This window comes from Sphingomonas sp. TREG-RG-20F-R18-01, from assembly GCF_022662475.1.
GTDB lineage: Bacteria > Pseudomonadota > Alphaproteobacteria > Sphingomonadales > Sphingomonadaceae > Sphingomonas.
This window is the reverse complement of record NZ_JAKNQQ010000002.1, coordinates 287,669-304,571: the sequence shown is the minus strand read 5'-3', so window position 1 is coordinate 304,571 and position 16,903 is coordinate 287,669. Positions and strand designations below refer to the sequence as shown.

Below are 16,903 nucleotides of genomic sequence, written 5' to 3'. Positions count from 1 at the left end.
GCGTTCATCCACGGATCAGGCGGGTGCGCTTACGCGCATCCGTCGGTTCTTCGTGGAAGGCGATCAGCATGCGAGCATTTGTAATGGCAGCGGCGGCAGTGGCCGCGCTGCTCCCGGTGGCGGCCACGGCCGCGATCCCCAAGGGTGTGTGGACCAACCCCAGGAAGAGCGTCCGCGTGGTGTTCCAACCGTGCGGCGACGCGATCTGCGGCAAGGTGATCGCCGCCACCCCGCAAGCCGAGGCGGATGCCAAGCGCGGCGGTGGTGCCCCGCTGGTCGGCGCGATGCTGTTCCAGGATTTCCGCCAGGGCGACTCTGGGATGTGGTTCGGCTCGGTGCTGGTGCCCGACCTCGGGCAGACGATCTCGGGGACGATCCGGCAGGTCGATGCCAATACGCTGGTCGGCGAGGGCTGTGTGATCGCCAACATCGGCTGCCGCACGCAAACCTGGACGCGGGTAAAGTAGGGCCGCCTCCCGGCGACTGTCGTCACCCCGGCGAAGGCCGGGGCCGCCACGGTATCTGAAAGGCAGTCGGACAAAGACGCAGCCGAAGCGCACACAATGCAGCGGCCCCGGCCTCCGCCGGGGTGACGACAGCGGCCACCCGGCCCCGACGAACCACCGCGGGACGCTACCCTCAGCCGTCGCCGACGCGCTCGATATCCGCGCCGACCGCGCTCAGCTTCTCCTCGAGCCGCTCATACCCGCGGTCGAGATGATATACGCGGCTCACCTGGGTCTCGCCCTCGGCCACCAGCCCCGCGATGATCAGGCTCATCGACGCGCGCAGGTCGGTCGCCATCACCGGCGCGCCGACCAGCCGGTCGACCCCGTGCACGACCGCGGTGCGCCCCTGGACGCGAATGTCCGCGCCCATCCGTGCCAGTTCCGGCACGTGCATGTAGCGGTTCTCGAAGATCGTCTCGGTCAGCGTGCTTTCGCCGGGGGCCATGCACAGCATCGCCATCAACTGTGCCTGCATGTCGGTCGCGAAGCCCGGGAACGGCGCGGTCGACGCCGTCACCGGCCGGAGCGGGCCGTTGGCCTCCACGAACAGATTCTCGCCGCGTTCCTCGACCGTGACGCCCGCTTGGCGGAGCGCCTCGATCGTCGCGATCATGTCGCTGGCCTTCACGCCGACCAGTTCGAGCGCCCCGCCCGTGATCGCCGCCGCACAGGCATAGCTGCCCGCCTCGATCCGGTCGGGCATCACGCGATAGGTCGCGCCATGAAGCCGGTCGACGCCTTCGATCTCGAGCGTGCTCGTACCAATGCCCGAAATCTTCGCGCCCATTGCGACGAGCAGGTTGCACAGGTCGACGATCTCGGGCTCGCGTGCCGCATTCTCGATCCGGCTGCCGCCCTTCGCGAGCGACGCCGCCATCACGACATTCTCGGTCGCGCCGACCGACACGACCGGGAAGGTGTACGTCCCGCCCGACAGCCGCCCGCCCGGCGCGATCGCCTTGACATAGCCCGCCGCCATTTCCAGCTGCGCGCCGATCGCCTCCAGCGCCTTCAGGTGGAGGTCGATCGGGCGATTGCCGATCGCGCAACCGCCCGGGAGCGACACCGTCGCCTCGCCCGCGCGCCCGAGCAGCGGGCCGAGCACGAGGATCGACGCGCGCATTTTCCGCACGATGTCATACGGCGCTTCGGTCGCGGTCAGCTTGCCCGCGCGGATCGTCATCACGCGACCGAAATCCTCGGGTCGTGCACCCTCGATCCGGGTCGAGCAGCCGAGCTGGTTGAGCAGATGCCCGAAACTGTCGACGTCGGCGAGCCGCGGCAGGTTGCGCAACGTCACCGGCTCCTCGGTCAGCAACGCGCACGGCATCAGCGTGAGCGCGGCGTTCTTCGCGCCGGAGATGGGGAGACGGCCAGAGAGGCGGTTACCGCCCCGAATGAGAATACGGTCCATCGATCTCGTTTATCGCCTTGCCCCGCGCGCGCAAGCTGCCGCGCAGCGAATACCGGTCGAACGGATCGTAGCCACGTTGATCGACTTTAATGCAATGTTCCGGCCACGCTGCTTTGTGACAGAAGAACAAGGGGTGATCACCGCGTGCCAGGAAGTTGTTTCGCCGAGCGTCTCGGCGATGTGGTTGAACTGACGGCGTCGGAGCACGAGGCGCTCGGGCGCCTGGAGGAGCGCGAGCGGGCGCTTCGGCGCAACATGACGTTGCAACGCGAAAACGACCGCGCGAACGAAATCTATATCCTGCGCAAGGGCACGGTGATGAGCTCGGTCCTGCTGGACGACGGCAGCCGCCAGATCCTGCGGTTTCATTTCGCGGGAGACCTGCTTGCGGTGTCGAACATCATCTACGGGGATGCGACCGAGACGATCACCGCGCTGAGCGATTGCGTGGTCTGCCCGTTCGAGCGGACCGCACTCAGCGCCCTGATGTTCGAACACCCCCGGATCGCCGCGCTGATCCTGGTCTACAACCAGATCGAACGCGCCGCCCTGACCGACCGGCTGGCCGCGCTGGGACGAACCTCCGCCAAGACGCGCGTAGCGGCGATCCTGATCGAGATCCGCAACCGGATCCGGGTGCTGGACCGTACCGTCACGAGCAGCTTCACGCTCGGCCTGACGCAGGAGGAGATCGGCGATGCCACGGGGCTGACGGCGGTTCACGTGAACCGGATGCTTCGGCAACTCGAGGAGGAGGGGATGATCGCGCGGGAAGCAGGACGGGTCCAGTTCCTCGACGAGCGCGGATTGACCCGTGCCGCCAATTTCGTCGATCGCTACGCCAACCTGGACCTGGGCTGGCTTCCCGCGGGGCGCTGACGCCCCGACCGCAGGGTCAGGCCTTTTCGAGCATGCACTGCAACGGATGCTGGTTCTGCCGCGCGAAGTCGAGCACTTGCGCCACTTTGGTCTCCGCGACCTCATAGCTGAAGATGCCGCACACGCCGACGCCCTTCTGGTGCACGTGGAGCATCACGCGAGTCGCCGCTTCCATGTCCATGCGGAAGAATCGCTGGAGCACGAGGACGACGAATTCCATCGGCGTATAATCGTCGTTGAGCAGCAACACCCGATACGGCGTCGGCTGCTTGGTCTTGGAGCGCGTCCGCGTGGCGACTCCGGTGCTGCCATCACGATCGGAATCGTCGGTTCCGTCGTCGCGGCGCTCAGCCATGGAGATGAGAAAGGGGTGGGTCATGCAGCGCTAAAATATGGCATTGCAACCGGTCAGGGCAAGGGGTTCGCGCAAACGAAAAGGGCGGCTCCGATCCGGAACCGCCCTTTGCCGTTACAAAAGGGAACGCTCAGGCGGCGACCTTGACCTTTTCGACCGCAACCGCGACCCGGTTCGAGATCGGCTGTGCGATTTCGCCGAGCAGCTTGACATAGCCTTCGGTGAACTTGGCGGTCTCGGCCATCATCGAATCCATCGCCTGCTTCGTCATCTCGCTGTGCAGCTTGAAGAACTCGGTCGGCGACTTGATCGACGCGAACTGGCTCGCGGTGGTGCTGGCCTTCTCGACCGTGGAGCGGACATAATCGCTGGTATAGCGCGCGATGTCCTCGGCGCCCTTCGCAGCGATCTTGCTCGACTCGACGACTGCTTCGAGGTTGCCCTTCGAAAACTCGTTCATGTCGGCGATCATTTTCGATCCCTTCTCCATCGCGGTCTTCGCGCGATCGTTGACGTCGGCAAACATCGTCTTCGCCTGGGTCTGCGCGGTGTCGGCAGCGGTATTGATCGTGGCGTCCATGGTGCTCATTTCCTTCTGCAAGACGGCCGTCGCGGGCGCGATGGCGGGGGTTGGAGGTGAAACAGGTTCCGGGGCAACCGGCCCGGCAACAACGACAGGCGACGGGGTCGCCGGCTCGGCCTGAGCCACCGGCTCCGGTGACGGCGACGGCACGCCGACTGGCGCAACGACCTTGGCGAGATCGCGAACGTCGGGCGAAGCCTTGGGAGCTACCGCAGGCTTCGGCGCGGGCTTGTTCGCGACCGGCTTGGCGATAGCGGTGGGTGAGGCAACAAACGGTACCGGTGGCACGTCCGACTCGATGCCGGCAGCCGATGCGATCGACTTTGCAATTCCCTTGGACGGGGCGGACTTAGGGCCTTTGGTGGCCATGACCGTTTCTCCTGCAACGCTGTTGTTGCAGTGCAATATAGTTGACAATGATCCTAGTTGCAACAGGCGTGTTGCAGTGCAGCATCCAGATTTCGACGTGTCAGGCGTCTGAAAAGGCTCACTTATCGGGTTCGTACGTAGATTCCCGGAGCATCGCCGAGCGGGACGAGCATTCCCTCCCCCGGCGTACGGGATCCGGTTGCGGGAACCTGCTCCTGCCCGATCGCGCGAAGCCATTCCAGCCAGTCCGGCCACCAGCTGCCCTTGGTCTCCCGCGCTCCGGCAACAAACGCCTCGAAATCGTCGACAGGGGTGTCATTGCGCCAATATTGGTACTTCCCGGCTGAAGGTGGGTTCACCACACCCGCGATATGCCCCGATCCGGCGAGGACGAACCGCCGCGGTCCGGTAAGGTGCCGCATCATCGCCCAGACGCTTTCGGGCGGCGCGATATGATCCTCGCGCCCGGCCTGGATATAGGCCGGCGTGGCGACCTTCGACAGGTCGATCGGCGTGCCCAGCGCGGTCATCTCGCCCGGCTTGGCGAGGCGATTGTCGCGGTACAGGTCGGTCAGATAGGCGATGTGCCAGGCCGCCGGCAGGTTGGTCGTGTCACCGTTCCAGTGAAGCAGGTCGAACGGCGCATAGTCCTTGCCGAGCAGGTAGTTGTTGGTGACATAGTTCCAGATCAGGTCGCGCCCGCGCAGCTGGTTGAACACCGCCGCCATGTAGCGCCCATCGAGAAAGCCGTCCGGCGTCAGCGAACGGATCAGCGCGAGCTGCTCGTCCGAGACGAAGTGGAGCAGCTCGCCCGCCTTTTCGAAATCGACCTGCGCGGTGAAGAAAGTGGCACTCGCGACCTTGTCCGCTTCGCCCCGCGCCGCGAGGATCGCGAGCGTCGCGGCCAGCGTCGTTCCCGCCACGCAATAGCCGATGGTATGGACCGCCGGCACGTCGAGCCCGCTGCGGATGGTGTCGATCGCCTCGATCTGCGCGGCGATGTAATCGTCCCACACGACATGCTTCATCGTCGCGTCGGCGGAGCGCCACGACACCATGAAGACCGTGATCCCCTGCTCCACCGCCCAGCGGATGAAGCTCTTCTCGGGGCTGAGGTCGAGGATGTAGAAGCGGTTGATCCACGGCGGAAAAATCACCAGCGGCGTCGCCAGTACGGTCTCGGTCGTCGGGCTGTACTGGATCAGCTCGTACAGGTCGGTGCGTAGCACCACCTTGCCTGGCGTCATCGCAATGTTGCGGCCGAGCTCGAAGGCACTCTGGTCGGTATGCGTCAGCTGCCCCTTGCCGAGATCGGCGAGCATGTTCTGCAAACCCTTGAGCAGATTCTCGCCGCGCGTCGCGATCGTCTTCTCGAGCACTTCGGGGTTGGTGGCGGGGAAGTTGGTCGGGCTCATCGCATCGAGGAAGCCGCGCGCCGCAAAACGCATCTGCTCGCGCTGCCGCTCGTCGACGCCCTGCAGCGCATCGACCTGCGCCAGCATCGTGTCCGCCACCAGGAAATAGCTCTGGCGGATGAAGTCGAACACCGGGTCCTCGTGCCAGCGCCTGTCCTTGAAGCGCTTGTCGCGCGCCTGGTCGGGCGACTCGGCGCGCGGGGCAGGCGTCGCCGGATCGAGCATGCGTTGCCACAGCGTCAGGCTGTCGGTCCAGAAATCACGCGTGCGCGCGAGCGTCGCAGGATCGGTCAGCCCCGGGATCGGCGGAAGCAGCGCGTCGCCCGCGGTCATCGTCGCCAGCCCCTGCTCGAGCATCATCTGCTGCGCGCGGCCCAGCACCCAGGTCCAGTGCTGCATGTCGGCGAGGCTGGGCAGCGCGCCGGTCGGTTGGGTCGTATCCGAATCGGCCATGGCATCCTCGATCCTGTTTGCGCTCTTCTACCGCGCGTGCGCGGCGCCGTCATGCCGGATCGCGCCGACTATCAACCGCTTGGGCGCATTGGGAAGTTCCGAACTATGCTGACTGGGATCTACCTCCCGTTCGTTTCGAGCGAAGTCGAGAAACCTGCACTGTGCCCGGTTTCTCGACTTCGCTCGAAACGAACGGACAGAGGGAAGTCGGCAAGAATAGCCCGCATTACCCCTCGCAACAGCTCTGGGGTGACGAAGCGCGTGCGATTGGCGTAAGGATCGGTCTCCTCAAGCCGGGTTTCGCGCAATGTCCGACGATTTCTACCGCATCAAACGCCTGCCGCCCTATGTCATCGCCGAAGTCAACGCGATGCGCGCGGCGGCGCGTGCGAGCGGCGAGGACATCATCGATCTCGGCATGGGCAACCCCGATCTGCCGCCGCCGCCGCATGTCATCGACAAGCTCGTCGAGGTGGCGCGCAAGCCCGACGCGCACGGCTATTCGCAGTCCAAGGGCATCCCCGGGCTGCGCAAGGCGCAGGCGAATTACTACGGTCGTCGCTTCGGGGTCGATCTCGATCCCGAGACCGAAGTCGTCGTGACGATGGGATCGAAGGAAGGCCTCGCCAGCCTCGCGACGGCAATCACCGCGCCGGGCGACGTCGTGCTCGCGCCCAACCCGTCCTATCCGATCCACACCTTCGGCTTCATCATTGCAGGGGCCACGATCCGCGCGGTGCCGACCACGCCCGACGAAGCCTATTTCGAATCGCTCGAACGCGCGATGGCGTTCACCGTCCCGCGCCCGTCGGTGCTGGTGGTCAACTATCCGTCCAACCCGACCGCCGAGGCGGTCGACCTCGCCTTTTACGAACGTCTCGTCGCGTGGGCGAAGGAGAATCAGGTCTGGATCCTCTCCGACCTCGCCTATTCCGAGCTCTATTACGACGGAAACCCGACGCCCTCGATCCTGCAGGTGCCGGGTGCGAAGGACATTGCGGTCGAATTCACCTCGCTGTCGAAAACCTATTCGATGGCGGGCTGGCGGATCGGCTTCGCGGTCGGCAATGCCAAGCTGATCGCCGCCATGGCGCGAGTAAAGTCGTATCTCGATTATGGCGCATTCACCCCGATCCAGGCGGCGGCGTGCGCCGCGCTCAACGGGCCGCAGGACATCGTCGAGACCAACCGTCAATTGTACCACAAGCGCCGCGACGTGCTGGTCGAGAGCTTTGGCCGTGCCGGCTGGGATATTCCCTCGCCGCACGCCTCGATGTTCGCCTGGGCACCGCTTCCGCCAGCACTCGCGCACCTAGGTAGCCTTGAGTTCTCCAAACAATTGCTGACAAGCGCCAACGTCGCGGTTGCGCCAGGGGTTGGCTATGGCGAGAACGGAGAAGGCTTTGTGCGGATCGCGATGGTCGAGAACGAACAGCGGTTGCGGCAGGCCGCGCGCAACGTGAAGAAGTATCTCCAGTCGATGGGCGTCAACACGCCAAGCGCCAAGGCCGGTTGACCCCAGCCGGATGATCAATCCCCTGTATTCGATGGCCGGCGTCCTCGTCGGCCTGGTCGTCGGGCTGACCGGCGTCGGCGGCGGATCGCTGATGACGCCGCTGCTGGTGCTCGTCTTCGGTTTCCATCCCGCAACCGCGGTCGGGACCGATCTGCTCTACGCGTCCGCGACCAAGACCGTCGGGACGACCGTGCACGGCTGGCGCGGCACGGTCGACTGGGGCGTGGTCGGGCGGCTTGCCGCGGGCAGCGTGCCCGCGGCGCTGCTGACCCTGGTGATCCTCCATTATGAAGGCGAGCGGTCGGCGAACACCGGGCATGTCATCTCGGTCGTGCTCGGGATCACGTTGCTGTTGTCGGGGATCGCGACGCTGCTGCGGCGGCGGATCGTCGCCGCGCTGGCGCAACGGCTGGGCATGGTCGGCACGCGGCGGCAGGCGCGCCTGACGATCGTGCTCGGCGCGGTGCTGGGCGTGCTTGTGTCGCTGACCTCGGTCGGGGCGGGGGCACTCGGAATGACCGCGTTGCTGATCCTTTACCCGACGCTGCCGATCAACCGGCTGGTCGGATCGGACATCGCGCATGCGGTACCGCTGACCCTGCTCGGCGGCATCGGCCACTGGATCCTCGGCTCGGTCGATGGCGCGCTGCTCGTCTCGCTGCTGCTCGGATCGATCCCCGGGATCGTCGTCGGGAGCCTGATCGCGACGCGCGTCTCGGACCGCATACTGAGCCCCATTCTCGCGGTCGTGCTGGCGGTCGTCGGCATCAAGCTGCTGTTCTGAGATGCGCGAAGGGTTTGCCTTTTCGACGCGATTCCGCGTGCGGTATGCCGAGATCGACGGCCAGCGCGTGGTGTTCAATTCGCGCTACCTCGAATATGCCGATGTCGCGGTCACCGAGTTCTGGGACTGGAGCGGGATCGGCGCGGCACTCGGTGACGCGTGGCATTCGACCGAATTCCATGTTCGCCACACGGCGATCGACTATCTCAAGCCGTTTGTGCTGGGCGACACGGTCGAGGCGTTCGTGCGGATCGAGCGGATCGGCCGGTCGAGCCTGACGCAGACGTTCGAGCTCTGCCATGCGGAGACGGGGGACTTGCACACGGTGATCGTGATGACCGTCGTCAACGTCCACCTGCCGACGGGCAAGGCCGTGGAGATTGCCGACGACGTGCGCGGATTTCTGGAACGGATCCCCGCTTAGGCGCCCGTTCTCCCGCGGAAGCAGGAACGCGAGGTAACGGAACACGGCGCCTGCACCTCTGGGCTCCTGCCTTCGCAGGAGCACAAGACGTCAGTTGTCCTTCACCCCGACCGTCAGGTCGAACCGGATCCGCACCCATGCGCCGATCAGCGGCTTGCCGCCGATCCGTGGCGGTCGCACGCGGAACTGCCACGCCGCGAGCCTGAGCGCGCGCGACAGGCCCGATCCGGGCGGCGATTCGCCGAGCGAGCGGCAATTCTCGACGTGGTAATCCGGGATCGTCTTGCAGGCGATCAGCCCATAGCCGGTCTGCACCCCGGCGGGCAGATAGGTGGCGAGCTCGGCATGGGTCGGCTCGCGATACCATTCGGCGTTATAGAGCGCCGCGCCCCCCGGCCCCTCGCCCGGACCATAAGCCGCGACGCTGTCTTTGCCCTTGCCCTCGGCGTCCCCCTCGCCCTGATGCGACGGGATCTTGCCGATGTCCGAGGCAGCAAATTCGTCGTGGCTCATCTCGATGAACTTCGGGCGCACGGGCGTGACCACGGGCGGCGGTGCGACCGGCGGAGGGGGCGCCGGGGACGTCGTGGTCGTCGCCGCCTTCTGCTTGGTCGGCTTGCGCGTCGGCTGAGTCGGCTTGGGGCCGATCGCGGGTGCCTCGGGCGGGACTTCGAAGGTCTTGAGTTCACGCTGTGGCTTGGGCGGCGTGAAGACCCCGGTGCCGAGTTGCAGCAGCAAAAGCGCGACAAGTCCCTCGACGATCAGCGCAAGCACGATGCCGCGGATCCGACGTCGATCGGAGGTGGAATGGTAGGACGTCGATGCCATCAATACAGTGCCCAGAGCGCGTATTTCCGCGCTGCACCAGAATCGGGGCGATTCAAAGGCCTCTGATCACGGATGACGGCGATTTCATCCGGCATCGGCGGGCTGCGTCGTCCAGCCGAGCGTCGGGATCGTGACCGAGCGCTTCCCCGCCAGGTCGATCCGCGTGACGAACAGGTTGCGCCCCTCGATATAGCTGAGCACGCGCCGCGCGCGGCCGAGCGAGCTGGTGCCGTAGGTCTGCGCGATCTCGGCGTCGCTCGGGCATGGCAGCCCCTCGCGCGCGGCCTTCGCCACGAGCAGGAACGCGCCGAGCATTTCGTCGGGGAGTTCGTGCGCGGTCGCGATCGCCTCCGCCCAATCGCCGTCGAGCCCGTCGAGGATCCCGGCGCGCGCCGCCGCCAGCCGCCGCGCGAACCCCGAAGGGTCGAGCGGCGCGGGCGACACGCCGACCATCCGGCAGCGGACCTGGAAATCCTGGTACAGGATCGCCGCCGGCCGCGCGGTCGAATCCGGATCCTCGACGATCGCGGACAGCACGTCGCGGACCACAGCAGCGAGTTCCTCCGCGGTGTGGCGCGGCACCTCGGGAACGGGATCGGGGACCGAGTCCGCCGCGATCCGGTCGATCACCTTGGCGGCGGGCGCGGGGCGCGGGGCCGGTGGCGGGGTGGGCATCGGTTCCTCGAGCCCGAGCAGCAGCAACTGCTTCATCTCGCCGGTCGGTGCCGACGGGAGCGGGGTCAGGACCGGCCCGCCGCCGCGCGACCCGGTCTCGACCGATCCGACCTTGATCGACACTGGACGGCGGCTGACCGCGGGCCCGAGCGCGAGGAAGGTGCCGCGCGGGAGATCACGGATCTGTTCGGCCTGCCGCCGCTCCATGCCGAGCAGGTCGGCCGCACGCGCCATGTCGATGTCGAGGAAGGTGCGCCCCATCAGGAAGTTGGAGGCCTCTGCCGCGACGTTCTTGGCAAGCTTCGCCAACCGCTGTGTCGCGATGATCCCGGCGAGCCCGCGCTTGCGCCCGCGACACATCAAATTGGTCATCGCGCCGAGCGACGCGCGGCGGACCTCCTCGGTCACTTCCGCGCCCATCGACGGCGCGAACACCTGCGCCTCGTCGACCACGACGAGCGCGGGAAACCAATGCTCGCGCGGCGCATCGAACAGAGCGGAGAGGAAGGCGGCGGCGCAGCGCATCTGCCCTTCCATCTCGAGGCCCTCGAGATCGAGCACCACCGACGAGCGATGCTCACGGATCCGCGTTCCGAAGCGCGCGATCTCGCCGACCGAATAATCCGCCGCCGAAATCGCGATATGGCCGTAGGCATCGGCGAGCGTGACGAAATCGCCCTCGGGATCGATGATGATCTGCTGGACCTGGCCCGCGCTGCGCTCGAGCAGGCGGCGCAGCAGATGCGACTTTCCCGAGCCGGAATTGCCCTGGACCAGCAGTCGCGTCGCCAGCAATTCCTCGAGATCGATCGGCACCGGTTGCCCGCCCGTGTCGAGCCCCATGTCGACTTGAAATGTCATGCGCGTCCAATGGCCGATGCCGGGGGGCATGGGCAAGCGTGGTGACGGGTTTGCGACGGATGAATTTGGGTTGGCTGACCGCGCCGCAGGTCGAACATGCTTCCCGGCGATCCCAGGCTGGTCCTCAATGGAAATCACGCGACTTGGGCACCAGCCGCGCGTCGCCCGGATGCCGCGAGGGGACCGGCTTGATCATCTCGTCGGCGCGCGCGAGCGGCAGCTTGATCGATTGGGGCGGGGCCGCCTCATCCCCCAGTGTGTCGAGCAGGCCGCTGCGATCGAGCACCCGGCTCGCCATCAGATGGACGACGCCCTCCGGGCTGCGCTGCACCTCGCCCTCGACCAGCATCAGCCGCGACGCCATCACCTGCCGCCGCAGCGTCTCGAACAGCCGTGCCCAGATCACGACGTTGGTGACCCCGGTCTCGTCCTCGATCGTCACGAAGATCGCATTGCCCTTGCCCGGCCGCTGGCGGACCAGCACGATTCCCGCGGTCCGTACCCGTGCGCCCGCCTTGGCGGCGGTCGTCTGTGCGCAGCTGCTGATCCCCTCGGCGGCGAGCCCGGCGCGCAGGAAGGTCATCGGGTGATCCTTGAGCGACAACCGCAGTGTCTTGTAATCGACCACGACTTCCTCGGCGGGCGTCATCAGCGGGAGCGCCATGTCGGGCTCCTCCCCCAGTTCGCGCGCGCTGGCGGCGGCGAACAGCGGGAGCGCGGCGTCGGGCGTGCGGCGTACTTCCCACAGCGCCTGCCGCCGGTCGAGCGCGAGCGAGCCGAACGCATCGACGTCGGCGAGCAACCGCAGCGCGCGTTGTGGCAGGGCCGCGCGCCGGGCCAGTGCCTCGACCGAGCCGAACGGCCCCGCCACGCGGGCGGCGACCAGCGTATCGGCCCAGGCCTGGCGGAAGCCGTCCATCTGGCGGAAGCCGAGCCGCAGGGCGAGCACCCCGGCATCGTCGGGCTCGAGGCTGTTGTCCCAGTCGCTCGCGTTGATGTCGATCGGATGGACCACGATGCCTTGCTCGCGCGCATCCCGGACGATCTGCGCGGGCGCGTAGAAGCCCATCGGCTGCGCATTGAGCAGCGCGCAGGCAAACACCGCGGGCTGGTGGCATTTGATCCAGGAGGAGACATAGACCAGCCGCGCGAACGACAAGGCGTGGCTCTCGGGGAAGCCGTAGCTGCCGAACCCCTCGATCTGCTGGAACGCGCGTTCGGCGAAATCGCGGTCATAGCCACGCCCGACCATTCCCTCGACCATCTTGACGCGGAACGCATCCATCCCGCCGGTATGGCGGAAGGTCGCCATCGCGCGGCGCAGCTTGTTCGCCTCGACCGGGGTGAATGCCGCGGCGACGATCGCGAGCTTCATCGCCTGTTCCTGGAACAGCGGCACGCCGAAGGTCTTGCCGAGCAGATCCTTCAGTTCGTTGGGATTATGCGGCGGTGCGGGCGAGGGATAGTCGACCTTCTCGATCCCGCTGCGCCGCCTGAGATAGGGATGGACCATCTCGCCCTGGATCGGGCCGGGGCGGACGATCGCGACCTGCACGGTCAGATCGTAGAGCGAGCGCGGCTTGAGGCGGGGCAGCATGTTGATCTGCGCGCGGCTCTCGACCTGGAACACGCCGATGCTGTCGCCCTTGCACAGCATGTCGTAAACCGCGGGATCGTCGGCCGCGATGTCCACTTCGAGGTCATGGTCGCCGAGCCCGTGTCGCCGCATCAGGTCGAAGCTCTTGCGGATGCACGTCAGCATGCCGAGCGCGAGCACGTCGACCTTCATCAGCCCGAGCGCGTCGATATCGTCCTTGTCCCATTCGATGAAGGTGCGGTCCGCCATCGCGCCATTGTGGATCGGCACGGTCTCGTCGAGCCGGTCCTGCGTCAGCACGAACCCGCCGACATGTTGCGAGAGGTGGCGCGGGAATTCGAGGATCTGCTCGACCAGCCCCTTCAGCCGCGCGATCGCGGGGTTGGCGGTGTCGAGCCCGGCATCGGCATAGCGCCGCTCCTCGAGCTTGCTCGCGAAGCTGCCCCACACCGTGCTGCCGAGCCGCGCGGTGACGTCTTCCGAGAAGCCCAGCACCTTGCCGACCTCACGCACCGCGCTGCGCGGGCGGTAATGGATCACGGTCGCGGCGATCCCGGCGCGGTGGCGGCCGTAGCGGCGATAGACGTACTGCATCACCTCCTCGCGGCGTTCGTGCTCGAAATCCACGTCGATGTCGGGCGGCTCGCTGCGTTCCTCCGAGACGAAGCGCGAGAACAGCAGGTCGTGCTGGACCGGATCGACCGACGTCACGCCAAGCAGGAAACACACGATCGAATTCGCCGCCGACCCGCGCCCCTGGCAGAGGATCGGCGGGGTCTGCGCGCGCGCGAAGCGGACGAGATCGTGGACGGTGAGGAAGTAGAAGGCGTATTTCTGCTTGCGGATCAGGTGGAACTCCTCCGCGAGCAGCGCCTCGATCTTGGGCGACAGCGTCGCGCCATAGCGCGCGTGCGCCGCCTCGAGCACGAGATGCTCGAGCCAGTCCTGCGGGTCCCAGCCTTCGGGGATCGGCTCGTGCGGATATTCGTAGCTGAGGTCGCGCAGCGTGAAGCCGATCCGGTCGAGGATCACGCGGCTCTGCGCGACCGCATCGGGGCAATCGCGGAACAGCCGCGCCATTTCATCGGCGGGTTTCAGGTGCCGCTCGGCATTGGCGGCGAGGATCTTGCCCGCGGTGGTGATCGTCGTGCCGTGGAGGATGCAGGTCAGCACGTCGTGCAGCGGGCGTTGCGCAGGCCCGGCATAGAGCGCGTCGTTGGTCGCGAGCAGCGGCACCCCCGCCGCCTGCGCCACCGCCTGCAACCGCGCGAGCATCCGCCGGTCGCGCCCCTGCCGCAGCATCGTTACGCCCAGCCACACCCGGTCCCCGCACGCCGCGCGCAATTGCTGGAGCACGCCGAGATCGCGTTCGCCGCCGAGCACGATCAGCAGCAGATCCTCATGATGATCGAGCAGGTCCGCGAAATGCAGCTCGCAATCGCCCTTTTCGGCGCGCAGGTTGCCGAGCGTCAGCAGCCGGGTCAGCCGCCCCCAGCCGAACCGCGTCGCGGGATAGGCGACGATGTCGGGCGTATCGTCCGAAAACACCAGGCGCGCGCCGACGACCAGCCGGAACGGCAGGTCGGGCAAGCCGGCCTCGGCGGCTTCCTTTACCGCGGCCTCCAGCGCGACATGCGCGCGCACCACCCCCGCGACGGTATTGCGATCGGCCAGCCCGATCCCGTCGAGCCCGAGCGCCAGCGCCTCGGCGACCATCTCATGCGGGTGCGCCGCGCCGCGCAGGAAGGAATAGTTGCTCGCCGCGACCAGTTCGGCAAAGCCGGTCATGCGAACAGTCCGTGGACGTACCATTCGGGATCGGGCTTCTCGCGATCGTACAGGCCGTGGCGGAAGATCCAGAAACGCCGCCCGCGCGTATCCTCGATCCGGTAATAGTCGCGCGTCAGTCCGGCGCCATCGGCGCGGCGCCACCATTCCGCGGCGATCCGCTCGGGTCCCTCGAACCGCGTGACGTCATGCAGCGTGCGCCGCCAGCGGAAGCGGTGCGGCGGGCCGTCGGGGACTTCGGCCATCACCTCGATTCGTTGCGGCGGGTCGAACAGATGGATCGGGCGGAGCGGCGGCTCGCCCGCATCGAGGCTCTGCCACGCGGGCACGGGCGCGGTCGGCGCGTCGAGCGCCGGAATGCTCAGCACGCCCTGTTCGGGAATATGGCTGTCGCGCGCGACGAAGCGGCGGATTCGCGTCCGCCCGACGCGCGTGCTGAGCCGGTCGACCAGCGCCGCCATGGCGTCGTCGCCGATCGCGCCGCCCTCGAGCTGCAATTGCGTCGGCGCCAGCGCCTCGATCCGCGGCACGACGAAGCGCACCATGTCGAACCCGAAGCCCGGATCGAGCGGATCGGCGAGCGCATCGATCCGCTCGCGGAACAGCCGGATCAGCGTCGGCGGGTCGCGCACCGGCAGGCCGGTCTCGACCGCGAGATCGCGCACCTGCCCGTCGCTGCGGAACAGCCGCGCGGCAAAGCGTCGCCCGCCCTTGTGCCGCTCGGCCAGCGCCGCCGCCGCCTCGCCGGCGAGGTCTGCGAGGACCTCGAGGACATGCTCGGTCCGCGCGATCGGATCGGCGAAACGGCGTTCGAAGAACATCGCGGGGAGACGGCGACGCGGCTGGATCCGGCTGTCGATATCGCCCAGCAACCGCGCGAGCGTCTCGGTCGTCTCCTCGCCGAAGCGCGCGGCGATCGGCGCGGAGGGGCGCCCGGCGAGATCGCCGATCGTCTTCAACCCGGCGCGACGCAGCGCGACCAGAGTCTCCTCGGGGAGGCGCAGCGCCGCGACGTCGAGCCGGCGCAACGCCGCCGCCTCGCTCGCGGCGGGCATCGTCTGGAACCGCGCGAGCGCCTGCGCGCCATCCGGGCTGCCCGCGACGGCATGGCGGACCTGTGCGCTCCAGGGTGCGAGACGCGCCTCGACATCCGCGAGCAAAGCGTCCTCGCCGCCGAACAGGTGCGCGCAGCCGGTGATGTCGAGCGTGACGCCATCTGCCTCGTCGAGCGCGACCATCGGGGTATAGCGTTCGCACAAATCCGCGATCCGCTCGATCCAGTCCTGGTCGGCGGCGGGGGCGGCGTCATGCGCGGCAAGATCGGGCAGGCCGGCGCGGGCATCCGCCAGCGCGACGCCCGGCGCGAGGCCAAGCGCGTGCGCGCGCGGATCGACCGCGGTGATCCGCATCGCGCCACGCTGCTTCTCGACGAAGACGAACGGCGCGTCGGCCCTGCTGTCGGCGCCCCCGTCAGCCGGCGCGACGGAACCCTGTGTCCGGCAGAAACGGTCGCTCGACAGGAAGGGAAACCACAGTGCCAGATGCCGCCGTGCCGGTTCGGGCCGGGATGATGCCACGGTCTCGTCCATCGGATCGGCGCGGCGCATCCGCTGCGCGGAAGCTTGCTTGGTCACGGTCCCACTCCACCAGCCAGCGCCCGTCGCCGGGGCGACCACGCTGGCGCAAAAGCGTTACTTCCAGCGCCGGATAGCCCGGCGCATTGGCCTCGAGCGGCGCAGACGCCGCCGCGCTGGCGGACCAGCGCGTATCCGCTGCACTCGGCGAGGCCTGCGCATCGATCCGCAGCAACAGCACGGTGACGCCCGAACTTTCCGCGGCCAGCGCAAGCCTGCGCCCCGCGGTCAGATCGAGCATCGGCGGGTTGCGGCGCATTTCGATCACCGCGACCCCCACCGCCGCGCACCGCACCACATCCGCCGCCGCGCGGAGCACCGCGAGCGGATCGGGCAACACGCCCAGGATCAGGCGCGATGGGTCGATCCCGAGTTCGACCAGCCCGTTGGCATGAAGAATGCCCTGCTTTTCGGCCGCATCCTCCCGCAGCCACACCAGCGGTCCACCGAGCCGAACCGCGAGCATCCCGATGAATCCGGTCGCGCTCCCCGCATCCGCTGGATCGTGCGCGAACACCTCGTGCACCCGCCCGCGGGCGAGGCCGCCGGCGATCGCCTGGTCGATCCCGTCATGTCCCGTGCTCACCCGAACGGCATGAGTCGTGGAGTCGCCCAGCCCCTCGCGCTGCTCTATGGCGGCAATCTGGCGCTTCAAAAGGCGCAGCGAGGCGATCGACTCGGTCATATTTGTTCATCTTATGTTCCATATCGCGCGGATCGCGAAGCGGAGTCAACCGGCTGAATCCACTGCCGGGTGCGTAGCCGCCGATGCTCCCCCCGGTTCGCGACGAACGGGTGCCTTGGGAGGGTTCCCGCGCT

Annotated in this window: 14 protein-coding genes; 5 read left to right on the top strand and 9 right to left on the bottom strand. The window is 67.5% G+C overall.

Features of this window, described 5'->3' with window-relative positions:
• Positions 1 to 68 precede the first annotated feature (68 nt).
• Positions 69 to 467, top strand: a complete 399-nt coding sequence (locus L8K25_RS06940) for a DUF2147 domain-containing protein (protein ID WP_242138165.1) — start codon at positions 69 to 71, stop codon at positions 465 to 467.
• A 172-nt stretch (positions 468 to 639) separates the two neighbouring features.
• On the opposite strand, the gene murA is transcribed toward L8K25_RS06940, so the two are convergent.
• A complete protein-coding gene (gene murA / locus L8K25_RS06935) occupies positions 640 to 1,923 on the bottom strand; it encodes a UDP-N-acetylglucosamine 1-carboxyvinyltransferase (RefSeq protein WP_242138164.1) in 1,284 nt (427 codons plus the stop codon).
• A gap of 144 nt (positions 1,924 to 2,067) precedes the next feature.
• Between murA and L8K25_RS06930 the strand changes: the two genes are divergently transcribed.
• Positions 2,068 to 2,802 (top strand): Crp/Fnr family transcriptional regulator, encoded by a 735-nt coding sequence (locus L8K25_RS06930; protein WP_242138163.1) that lies wholly within the window; start codon positions 2,068 to 2,070, stop codon positions 2,800 to 2,802.
• Between the two features lie 16 nt (positions 2,803 to 2,818).
• Here the strand turns inward: L8K25_RS06930 and clpS are convergent, their stop codons facing one another.
• From clpS to phaC, 3 genes are all read right to left on the bottom strand, one after another.
• A complete protein-coding gene (clpS, locus tag L8K25_RS06925; RefSeq protein ID WP_131533747.1) occupies positions 2,819 to 3,157 on the bottom strand; it encodes an ATP-dependent Clp protease adapter ClpS in 339 nt (112 codons plus the stop codon).
• Positions 3,158 to 3,287: 130 nt separating this feature from the next.
• Positions 3,288 to 4,109 (bottom strand): phasin family protein, encoded by an 822-nt coding sequence (phaP, locus tag L8K25_RS06920; protein WP_242138162.1) that lies wholly within the window; start codon positions 4,107 to 4,109, stop codon positions 3,288 to 3,290.
• 122 nt (positions 4,110 to 4,231) lie between these two features.
• A complete protein-coding gene (gene phaC / locus L8K25_RS06915; protein ID WP_242138161.1) occupies positions 4,232 to 5,977 on the bottom strand; it encodes a class I poly(R)-hydroxyalkanoic acid synthase in 1,746 nt (581 codons plus the stop codon).
• 307 nt (positions 5,978 to 6,284) lie between these two features.
• On the opposite strand from phaC, the gene L8K25_RS06910 reads away from it, so the two are divergent.
• Genes L8K25_RS06910 through L8K25_RS06900 form a run of 3 tightly spaced genes read left to right on the top strand, consistent with a single transcriptional unit; the run spans position 6,285 to position 8,701 of the window.
• Positions 6,285 to 7,493: an LL-diaminopimelate aminotransferase gene (locus L8K25_RS06910; protein ID WP_242138160.1), complete on the top strand. Its 1,209-nt coding sequence runs from the start codon at positions 6,285 to 6,287 to the stop codon at positions 7,491 to 7,493.
• 10 nt (positions 7,494 to 7,503) lie between these two features.
• Positions 7,504 to 8,277 carry a sulfite exporter TauE/SafE family protein gene (locus tag L8K25_RS06905; RefSeq protein WP_242138159.1) on the top strand — a complete coding sequence of 258 codons (774 nt, stop codon included), beginning with the start codon at positions 7,504 to 7,506 and terminating at the stop codon, positions 8,275 to 8,277.
• Between the two features lie 37 nt (positions 8,278 to 8,314).
• Positions 8,315 to 8,701, top strand: coding sequence for a thioesterase family protein (locus L8K25_RS06900; protein WP_242138158.1), 387 nt, complete (start codon positions 8,315 to 8,317; stop codon positions 8,699 to 8,701).
• 90 nt (positions 8,702 to 8,791) lie between these two features.
• Here L8K25_RS06900 and L8K25_RS06895 read toward each other — a convergent pair whose 3' ends face one another.
• From L8K25_RS06895 to L8K25_RS06875, 5 genes are all read right to left on the bottom strand, one after another.
• A complete protein-coding gene (locus L8K25_RS06895) occupies positions 8,792 to 9,529 on the bottom strand; it encodes a hypothetical protein (protein ID WP_242138157.1) in 738 nt (245 codons plus the stop codon).
• Positions 9,530 to 9,613: 84 nt separating this feature from the next.
• On the bottom strand, positions 9,614 to 11,065 hold the full coding sequence (locus L8K25_RS06890) for an ATP-binding protein (protein ID WP_242138156.1): 1,452 nt from the start codon (positions 11,063 to 11,065) through the stop codon (positions 9,614 to 9,616).
• Positions 11,066 to 11,189: 124 nt separating this feature from the next.
• A complete protein-coding gene (locus L8K25_RS06885; RefSeq protein ID WP_242138155.1) occupies positions 11,190 to 14,450 on the bottom strand; it encodes an error-prone DNA polymerase in 3,261 nt (1,086 codons plus the stop codon).
• Positions 14,447 to 16,039: a DNA polymerase Y family protein gene (locus L8K25_RS06880; protein WP_242138726.1), complete on the bottom strand. Its 1,593-nt coding sequence runs from the start codon at positions 16,037 to 16,039 to the stop codon at positions 14,447 to 14,449. Before L8K25_RS06880 ends, L8K25_RS06885 begins: the two co-directional genes overlap by 4 nt.
• A complete protein-coding gene (locus L8K25_RS06875) occupies positions 15,921 to 16,769 on the bottom strand; it encodes a hypothetical protein (protein ID WP_242138154.1) in 849 nt (282 codons plus the stop codon). Before L8K25_RS06875 ends, L8K25_RS06880 begins: the two co-directional genes overlap by 119 nt.
• Between the last annotated feature and the right edge of the window lie 134 nt (positions 16,770 to 16,903).